Source organism: Mesorhizobium sp. B2-5-13 (genome assembly GCF_006440535.1).
Lineage (GTDB): Bacteria > Pseudomonadota > Alphaproteobacteria > Rhizobiales > Rhizobiaceae > Mesorhizobium > Mesorhizobium salmacidum.
The window spans coordinates 63,850-72,896 of record NZ_VFUI01000021.1; the positions used below are offsets into that span (position 1 = coordinate 63,850).

Genomic DNA, 9,047 nt, shown 5'->3' on the forward strand with positions numbered 1-9,047 from the left:
CGGCTGCAACGGTGCCGGGTGCATGGAACGACAGCGTACAGACATGATAAGAAATCGGGTCGAAAGCGGGCTAGGGAAGATCGACTTCATGACCGGAGCTGCCAGACATCCGATTGCCATGCCCGAATATGCCGACACGTTGAAGCCGACCGCCTCGCGCTTCGCCTTCCTGGCAATGATCGACGTCTTGGCGGTAGCCTCGGCCTACAAGCTCGACGGCTCGGCCCACGAGACGGTCCGCCGCATCAAATACAACGCCCAGATCCACCGTACGGGGAAGGAAATGGAGTCGTTGGGAGATTGATGAGCGGGCGCGGCGCGTCTTCCTTCCCCCCTGGTGGGGGAAGGTGGATCGGCGCGACAGCGCCGAGACGGATGAGGGTGTTCCAGCGGAGTGAGACGCTGGTGTTCCCTGTGCGAAAGTGGCCGGAAAGCGGTGTTGCCAAGCTGGAGCACCCCTCATCCGACCTCGCTTCGCGAGGCCACCGCCCTGGGCGAGTCACGGGCCTCGCCCGCCCTTCGGGCCCCACAAGGGGAGAAGGGAAGACCGGGCGGCGCACTGTGAAAGGAAGAGGGAAGAAGACAGATGCTCGAAATGACACCATCCAAACAGGCGGCCGCATGGCTCGAATCCCTGGCGCATGCGCTTCAATCCAGCGACGTGTCAGCGGCGGCCAACCTGTTCGTCGACGATTGCTACTGGCGCGACCTGCTGACCTTCACCTGGAACATCACCACCATGGAAGGCCGCGACGCCATCGCCGATATGCTGAAGTCGACGCTGGCGACGACCAGGCCGGCCTCGTGGCAGATCACCGGCGAGGCGACCTCGGATGAAGGCACGATCGAGGCCTGGTTCACCTTCGAAACGGCGGTGGCCACGGGACAAGGCATCATGCGCCTGCGCGATGGCCGCTGCCGCACGCTGTTCACGGCGATGACCGACCTGAAAGGGTTCGAGGAGCGCAAGGGCGCGACGCGGCCGCTCGGCGTGCGCCACAAGGCGGACCCGGAACGCGAGACCTGGTCGGAGGCGCGGGCGCGCGAGACGCGCGAGCTTGGCGCCTCCGAGCAACCCTATTGCCTGGTCATCGGCGGCGGCCAGGGCGGCATCATGCTCGGCGCACGGCTGCGTCAGCTCGGCGTGCCGACCATCGTCATCGAGAAGAACGCGCGGGCGGGCGATTCCTGGCGCAACCGCTACCGCACGCTCGTGCTGCACGATCCGGTCTGGTACGATCATCTGCCCTACATTCCGTTCCCCGACAATTGGCCCGTCTTCACGCCCAAGGACAAGATGGGCGACTGGCTGGAAATGTACACGCGCGTCATGGAGCTGAATTACTGGGGCGCCACCAGGTGCCTCAGCGCCAGTTACGACGAGGCGGAGAAAGAATGGACCGTGGTGGTCGACCGCGCCGGCCAGCGCCTCACGCTGAAGCCCAAGCACATCGTCTTCGCCACCGGCGCCTATGGTCCGCCGCGCAAGATCGAGCTGCCGGGCGCGGACCGGTTCGAGGGCGAGCTGCTGCATTCCAGCCAGTATGCCAGCGGCGAGAAATTCCGCGGCAAAAAGGTCGCCGTCATCGGCGCGGCCAGTTCCGGGCACGATGTCTGCGTCGACCTCTGGGAAAGCGGCGCCCACGTCACCATGATCCAGCGTTCGCCGACCACCGTGGTGAAGTCGGACACGCTGATGCAGGTCGGCTTCGAAATCTTCTCCGAGGATGCGCTGGCGCGCGGAATCACCACGGAAAAGGCCGACATGATCGTCGCCTCGACGCCGTTCGCGCTGGTGCCCAAGGGCCAGCGCGCGCTCTACGACGTCATCCGCGCGCGCGACGCCGCTTTCTACGAGCGTCTCGCCGCGTCCGGCTTCGCGCTGGATTTCGGCGACGACGAGACCGGCCTTTTGATGAAGGCCTACCGCACCGGCTCGGGCTATTACATCGATGTCGGCGCGTCCGACCTGATCATCGACGGCAAGATCGGCATCCGCAGCGGCGTCGCGGTGAAATTGCTGGCAGCCAAAGGCATCCTGTTCGAGGACGGCAGCGAGATCGAGGCCGATGCCATCATCGCCTGCACCGGCTACCAGTCGATGAACGAGAACGTGGCGGCTCTCGTCTCGCGCGAGGTCGCCGACAAGGTCGGCCCGTGCTGGGGCCTCGGCTCCGGTGTCAAGGGCGACCCCGGCCCCTGGCAAGGCGAATTGCGCAACATGTGGAAACCGACGGCGCAGGAAGCATTATGGTTCCACGGCGGCAATCTGGCCCTGTCGCGGTTCTATTCGAAATACGTGGCGCTGCAGATCAAGGCGCGGATGGAGGGGATCGAGACGCCGGTGTACGGGGCGCCGGGCCTCTAGCTTCTTCCTTCTTCCACAGGGGGAGAAGGGAAAACCGCACAGCCTCACTCATGCCCATGCCCGAAATGCCGGGTCGCCACCTCGACATGGGTATGCGCGACATGCGCTTCGAAACGCTCGGTCTCGCCAAGGTCATTCGCCGCTTCGTTCGGCCACCAGGTGCCGCCAATGACGATGCCTTCCGACATCAGCCGCTGGTCGGCGACCAGCGAGGCGCCGACCGCGTCGACGAAGGTGAAGCGGCCCGGACGCTGCCGCAGCACGGCGACATCACCCGCCGTGCCGACCGCCAGCGTGCCGAGATCGGGCCGCGCGATCGCCCGCGCCGGCGCTTGCGTCGCGGCGCGCAAAACCTCGACCAGCGGCATGCCGAGCGCCATCAGCTTCGACATGCACACCAATATGTCGAAGGCCGGCCCGTCGACGCAGTAGAGATGCACATCGCTCGAGATGACGTCGGGCGCCAGACCTTCTGCGAGCATGGCGCGGGCAACGTCGAAATCGAACGAGCCCATGCCGTGACCTAGATCGAAGATGACCCCGCGCTCGCGCGCCAGCCACATGTCGGGCCGCACCATGCCGGAGGCGAACACCGGCGCATTGGGGAACGGCCGAAAGCAATGGGTGAGGATGTCGCCCCGGCGCAGGCGCGGCAGCACTTCGGAGCGGCCGGGCGGCGGCTCGTCTATATGCGCCATCAGCGGCAGCCCGGCCTTGTCGGCGGCTTCCAGCGCCAGATCGACCGGCGCGATGCCGCTGGTGCCGCCGGCATGCTTGCCGGAGCGCACCTTGACGCCGACGACGACGTCGGCGTGCTCGCGCACCGCCGCCACCACCTCGCGCGGTTCGCAAAGCCGGAGATCGCTGCATTCGCCGACCGACACAGTCTGCGAGAAGCCGAAAATGCCGGCAAAGGAAATGTTGACATAGGCCAGGATGCGCACCTTCGAACGCACCATGACATGGCGGCGGAAGCCGAGGAAATTGCCCGCACCCGCGCTGCCGGCATCGATGAAGGTGGTGGTTCCGCTCTTGGCGGCGAGCCTGTCGGCATCGACGCCGAGCGAGGTGCCGCCCCAATAGACGTGGCTGTGCAGGTCGACCAGACCGGGCGCGACGATGCAGCCGGATGCGTCCACCACCTGCGCGGCGCTGGTCACGGGGATGTCGGCATCGACAGCGGCGACACGGCGGTTGGCGATGGCGACATCGCGTGGCGCGTCGATGCCGGACGCCGGATCGATCAGTCGTCCACCCTTCAGCAGGAGGTCGAATTGCATGGAGATGCCTCCGCCTTGTTACTTTGCCTTTCAGACCGGCCTGTACGCGACGGCCTCGACTTCGATCTTGATGTCGATCATCAGCCGCGATTCGACCGTGGTGCGCGCCGGCGGGTTCTTCGGGAAGTGCCTGGCATAGACCGCGTTGAAGCCGCCGAAGTCACGCGCGTCCTCCAGCCAGACGGTGGTCTTGACCACGTCGTCCATCGTACAGCCGGCTAGCGCCAGCGCGGCCTTCACATTGGCGAGCACCTGCTCGGTCTGTTCCGCAATGCCGCCCTTGACCACGATGCCGTCGCCGCCGACCGGAACCTGGCCCGAGACAAAGACGAAATCGCCGGCCCGCACGGCGGGCGACAGCGGCACGTGGGACGTTCCAAAAGTCTGCTTGGGCAAGGGATGGCCTCCTCCGGTGACATGGCAAGGCACCGAGGCGGCGCCCGCTTCGGGACGAGATTTACCGCGATCGGGGTGATCCCGATAGTGCCCTTGTTGGAAAGCAACATTCTTCGAAATCCATGTTGCTTTATTACAGAAGCGCTTGCATCGTGCGCTGCCGGACGGGCTCGACGCCACGACGGAGAGACGCCCTGGCGAAATCGGAGACCCCGACAATGACCTTCGACAAGAACCCGTTTCCTTCCGGCGACGCCGACCGCCACGCGCTGTGGGAGATGCTGGTGCGGCGCGACATCGACGCCTTCATCGGTCAGGACTGGTCCATGGTCGAGAACGACTTTGTCGCCGAAAGCTTCTTCGGCATGCATGCGCATTTCCTCGGCAATGCCGATGCCTGGCGGCTGCAATTCCCGCGGCTGGAGATTTACCGCGACGAGTGGCTGCGCCAGGCCAAGGAAACGGCGGCGACCAAATTCGCCGAGCCGCTGCGCGAGGCGCTGTTTCGCGTCACCAATCTGCGCGACATCGATGTCGACGGCGACCGCGCCGTGCTGCACAAGAAGTTCGACGGCAGCGTCGCCAAGGCGGATGGCAGCGTCGACCGGCTGAAATGGCAGACGCTGTATTTCTGCCGGAAGGTCGGGGCGAACTGGAAGATAGCCGGCTTCGTCGGCTACATGCCGTATCCACTGGGCGGCTAGCCGAGGCGCCGGCTGATTGCCGTGCGCCCGCACGGCAATCAGTACAGCGTGATAATAGCCGGCAGCAGTCCGCTTTCCCGGAGATACTCGACGAGTTCGATGATCGGGAAGATGGCGAGGAAATAGAGCCCGTCGAAAAAAGTGCGCTTCAGCGCGCGCGTCGAGAACTGCAGCTCGTCACTGTCGCGGTAGAGCAGCGGGTTCGGCCAGAACCGGGGCGTCGCCTTGATGTAGGCGCTATAGGCCGGGCCGAACTTGCCCAGGAGATATTCGGCCTCCTTGCGCGCCGTGACACGGAAGATCAGGAAGCTGGCGACGCCAAGTGCTGCGGCCGCCACGAGCGAGCCGTAGAGCAGGCCGATGCCGACCGCGCCGACCGTCGAGAAGAAATAGAGCGGGTTCTGGCTCATCGAGAATGGACCCGCCGAAACCAGCTCTTCATTCTTCTTGCCGCCGACATAGAGGATGCTCCACAGCCGGCCGGCGACGCAGGCGAGCACCAGGCAGAAGCCGAAGAATTCGAGTGTTTCGTGGCCGTTCGAGCCTTCGCTGAGCGCCGGTTTGGTCAGGAACAGCAGCAGCACCGCCAGCGCCGCCGCGACGCGGATGAAAATCAGCCGCTTGCGCTGGACGAAAGCCTGTGAAACCGGCTTGAGGGAAGCGTAGGTCATTTTCGCGTTTTCCTGGGCACTCTGGTGCAGGCCCGGCCACTGGGGCACGCCATTGATGGCGGATGCAAGGCGCTCATCCTCTAACAGCGCATCGGGAGGCATTCGTAAAGGCCTTTTGCGCCAGCCATCGCCATCCTTACGAATTTGTATGCCGCCGGACAGGCTGGCGAGAACTCAAATCCCTATCGTTGGATGCCGGTTCGCCATTCAGGGGCCGGCTCCGATTAAAACAGACAGGAACGGTTTCATGAGAAGATTTGCACTGGCCGCCGCACTGGCCACCCTCGCGGTCTCGGCGTCGATTTCCTCCGTTTTCGCGGCCACCGCGCCTTGCGAGGAGACGTTGAAGGCCCTTCGCGCCGCCGAAGCGACAGCCAAGCTGAGCGCCGGCGACAAGACCAAGGTCTCGGAACTGGAGACCAAGGGCATCGAGCGCTGCAATGCCGACGACGACAAGCGCGACGACGACTTCTTCGCCCAGGCCATGAAGGTCATGGGCAAGTAGCCCGACGCGGCCATAGAGGACACCAGCCATGCTCGCACCCCACACACACCCCGCACCGAGCCAAAACAGGGTGCCGGACGTCACCCTCGACTTCTGGCTAGTCAAGCTGATGGCGGTGACCATGGGCGAGACGGCGGCGGATTATCTCGCCGTCAACCTCGGCCTTGGGCTGACCGCCACCTCGCTGATCATGACCGGCGTCCTGATCGTCGCCCTCGTCCTGCAGTTCACGCGGAAACGCTACGTGCCCTGGGCCTACTGGCTGGCGGTGGTGCTGATCAGCGTCGTCGGCACGTTGATCACCGACAACCTCGTCGACAATTTCGGCGTACGCCTGCAGACCACGACGATTGCCTTTTCGGTTGTGCTCGCGGCGACGTTCACGGTCTGGTACGCGAGCGAGCGTACGCTTTCGATCCACACCATCTTCACGACCAGGCGCGAGATCTTCTACTGGCTGGCGATCCTCTTCACCTTCTCGCTGGGCACCGCCGCCGGCGATCTTGTCGCCGAAACCTTCGACATGGGTTATCTGACCACGGGGCTGCTGTTCGGCGGCGTCATCGCGCTCATCGCGCTCGCCTATTATCTCGTCCACCTGAACGCCGTTCTGGCCTTTTGGCTCGCCTATATACTGACGCGTCCGCTGGGTGCCTCCTTCGGCGATTGGCTGTCGCGGCCGGCCGAATATGGCGGTTTGGGGTTCGGCACCATTTTCACCAGCCTGATCTTCCTCGGCTGCATCATCGCCCTGATCCTCTCCATGACATTGAGGCAAACCGCCGGCGATGCCGACGAGATCCTGCTGGAATCGGACTGAGCCGCCGCCGGGCCCTGCGGCGGCAGCCGGCCTTGCGACCATCCTAGGAACGGACCCGTGCCGGTGATAGCCTGTCCCCGATGTCGGCAATCAACCGGAACAGCGATGCGGCTACTTCTCGTCGAGGACGACCACAGGACGGCGGACTACATCGTCAGGGGATTGACCGAGGCCGGCCATGTCTGCGACCTCCTGCGCAACGGGCATGAGGGACTTTTCGCCGCGACCGGCGGCGGCTACGACGTGATCGTCGCCGACCGGATGATCCCGGGGCTCGACGGCCTGTCGATGGTCAAGGCTGTCCGCGCCGCCGGCGTGCGCACGCCGGCGATCTTTCTCACCTCCGTCGGCGGCATAGACGACCGCGTCGAGGGGCTCGAGGCCGGCGGCGACGACTATCTGGTCAAGCCCTTCGCCTTTTCCGAGCTGCTTGCCCGCATCAACGCGCTCGGCCGGCGGCCGGCCGCGCAGGAGCAGAAGACCGTTCTGCGGGTCGCCGACCTCGAAATGGACCTCATCATGCGGCGCGTCGTCAGGCAGGGCCAGCCGATCGACCTGCAGCCGAGGGAGTTCAGCCTGCTCGAGGTGCTGATGCGCGGCGAGGGCCGCGTCATCACCCGCACCATGCTGCTGGAACGCGTCTGGGATTTTCATTTCGATCCCAAGACCAGCGTTGTCGAAACCCATATCAGCCGGTTGCGGACCAAGGTCGACAAGCCGTTCGGTACCCAGCTCATCCACACCATCCGCAACACCGGCTACAGCCTGCACGCGCCGCTCTCCCAGTGATCGCGCCATCCCGATGACCGCGACTTTCTCATGACCGCAACGTGGACCCGCCTGCTGCGCAGCACGCCGTTCCGGCTTGCCCTGACGTTCGCCTTCCTGTTCATGCTGGCCTTTGTGCTGGCGGGCGCCATCGTCTACCAGATGATGAGCGCCGACCTTGCCGAGCAGCTGGACGACACCATCAAGGAAACCTATTCCGTCATCGCCGCGACCTATGCCGACAAGGATCTCAGGGAGTTGGTGGAGACCGTCGAAAGCCACTCCACGCGCAGCCCTGGGAAGGAGCAGCTCTTTTCGCTGACCGACGCAACCGGCAACCATATCGCCGGCAACTTCACCGCGGCGGGGCTTCCCGATGGTTTCTCGATGTTCGGCGCCGAGATGCCTGGCCTGCCGCCGGGCACCGAATACCGCGCCTATTCCGGTCCGGTCGGCGCCAACACGCTGACCATCGCCTTCAGCCTCTCCGAAACGGAGGAGCTGGAAACGATCATGCTGATGAGCTTCGGCTGGGCGACGCTCATCATCACCGGCCTGGCCGTCGCCGGCGGCGCCCTGCTCGCCGCGCGCGTCCAGCGCCGTCTCGACGGCATTGCCGTCACGATGGTCGACGTTTCGCATGGCCGCCTCGACACCCGCATCCCGCTGACCGGCAAGGGCGACGACATCGACATCGTCTCCAGCCAGGTCAACGCGGCGCTCGATCGCCTGTCGGCACTGGTCGAAGGCATGAAGCAGGTCAGCGCCGACATCGCGCACGATCTTAAGACGCCGCTCAACCGCCTGCAGATGATCCTGGAGGGTGCGGCCGACAAGGCCGCGCGGCACCAGGACGTCTCCGACGATCTGGCCGACGCCCGCACGGAAGGCCATCAGATCAACGAGACCTTCGACGCGTTGCTGCGGATCGCGCAGATCGAGGCCGGTGCGCGCAGGGCGCGCTTCACCGATGTCGATCCCGGCGAGATCCTGCGGACCATCGCCGAGGTCTACACCGACGTGGCCGAGGACGACGGCAAGTCGCTGTTGCCGCCGCGGCTGGAGGAGACGACGGGCCGGATCCACGGCGATCGCGAACTGTTGACGCAGATGGTCGCCAATCTGGTGGAGAACACGCTGCGCCATTGCCCGCCCGGCACCTCGATCAAACTGTCGGTGACGCGCCAGGGTGACCGCGTCCTTGCCAGCGTCGCCGACAACGGCCCCGGCATTCCCACCGGCGAGCGCGAAAAAGTGTTTCAGCGGCTCTACCGGCTGGACCACAGCCGGTCCACGCCGGGCAGCGGTCTCGGCCTCAGCCTCGTCCGGGCCATCGCCGACCTGCACGGCGCGACCATCACGCTCGAGGACTGCCGGCCTGGGCTCGCCGTGGTGGTGAGTTTTCCCTTGGCGACGGATTAACTTCGGAAGTTGGCGAAACCCGGTGTAACGGCCTCCCCCCTTGAGGGCCCGTTGCGCAATATTGCGGGAGGCTTGTTGTGAGGATTGAGGGCGGCCATTTTCGTTGCTTTGGA

Annotated in this window: 10 protein-coding genes; 7 read left to right on the forward strand and 3 right to left on the reverse strand. The window is 65.0% G+C overall.

Annotated features, from left to right (window positions below):
- The first annotated feature begins 88 nt into the window (after nt 1-88).
- Together FJ434_RS24995 and FJ434_RS25000 are read left to right on the forward strand one after the other, a co-directional pair.
- Nucleotides 89-304 carry a hypothetical protein gene (locus FJ434_RS24995; protein ID WP_246678393.1) on the forward strand — a complete coding sequence of 72 codons (216 nt, stop codon included), beginning with the start codon at nt 89-91 and terminating at the stop codon, nt 302-304.
- A 282-nt stretch (nt 305-586) separates the two neighbouring features.
- On the forward strand, nt 587-2,368 hold the full coding sequence (locus tag FJ434_RS25000) for an NAD(P)/FAD-dependent oxidoreductase (RefSeq protein WP_140751979.1): 1,782 nt from the start codon (nt 587-589) through the stop codon (nt 2,366-2,368).
- Nucleotides 2,369-2,412: 44 nt separating this feature from the next.
- On the opposite strand, the gene FJ434_RS25005 is transcribed toward FJ434_RS25000, so the two are convergent.
- Both FJ434_RS25005 and FJ434_RS25010 read right to left on the reverse strand, forming a co-directional pair.
- A complete protein-coding gene (locus FJ434_RS25005; RefSeq protein ID WP_140751981.1) occupies nt 2,413-3,648 on the reverse strand; it encodes an amidohydrolase/deacetylase family metallohydrolase in 1,236 nt (411 codons plus the stop codon).
- Between the two features lie 30 nt (nt 3,649-3,678).
- A complete protein-coding gene (locus FJ434_RS25010) occupies nt 3,679-4,044 on the reverse strand; it encodes a RidA family protein (protein WP_140751983.1) in 366 nt (121 codons plus the stop codon).
- A gap of 218 nt (nt 4,045-4,262) precedes the next feature.
- On the opposite strand from FJ434_RS25010, the gene FJ434_RS25015 reads away from it, so the two are divergent.
- A complete protein-coding gene (locus FJ434_RS25015; RefSeq protein ID WP_140510965.1) occupies nt 4,263-4,748 on the forward strand; it encodes a hypothetical protein in 486 nt (161 codons plus the stop codon).
- Between the two features lie 38 nt (nt 4,749-4,786).
- Here the strand turns inward: FJ434_RS25015 and FJ434_RS25020 are convergent, their stop codons facing one another.
- Nucleotides 4,787-5,419, reverse strand: coding sequence for an isoprenylcysteine carboxylmethyltransferase family protein (locus FJ434_RS25020; RefSeq protein ID WP_140751985.1), 633 nt, complete (start codon nt 5,417-5,419; stop codon nt 4,787-4,789).
- Nucleotides 5,420-5,666: 247 nt separating this feature from the next.
- Between FJ434_RS25020 and FJ434_RS25025 the strand changes: the two genes are divergently transcribed.
- From FJ434_RS25025 to FJ434_RS25040, 4 genes are all read left to right on the forward strand, one after another.
- Nucleotides 5,667-5,924 (forward strand): hypothetical protein, encoded by a 258-nt coding sequence (locus FJ434_RS25025; RefSeq protein ID WP_140751987.1) that lies wholly within the window; start codon nt 5,667-5,669, stop codon nt 5,922-5,924.
- 28 nt (nt 5,925-5,952) lie between these two features.
- Nucleotides 5,953-6,744, forward strand: a complete 792-nt coding sequence (locus FJ434_RS25030) for a hypothetical protein (RefSeq protein ID WP_140751989.1) — start codon at nt 5,953-5,955, stop codon at nt 6,742-6,744.
- A gap of 105 nt (nt 6,745-6,849) precedes the next feature.
- Nucleotides 6,850-7,533, forward strand: coding sequence for a winged helix-turn-helix domain-containing protein (locus tag FJ434_RS25035; protein ID WP_140751991.1), 684 nt, complete (start codon nt 6,850-6,852; stop codon nt 7,531-7,533).
- Nucleotides 7,534-7,563: 30 nt separating this feature from the next.
- Nucleotides 7,564-8,934, forward strand: a complete 1,371-nt coding sequence (locus FJ434_RS25040) for a HAMP domain-containing sensor histidine kinase (RefSeq protein ID WP_140751993.1) — start codon at nt 7,564-7,566, stop codon at nt 8,932-8,934.
- The last annotated feature ends 113 nt before the right edge of the window (nt 8,935-9,047 follow it).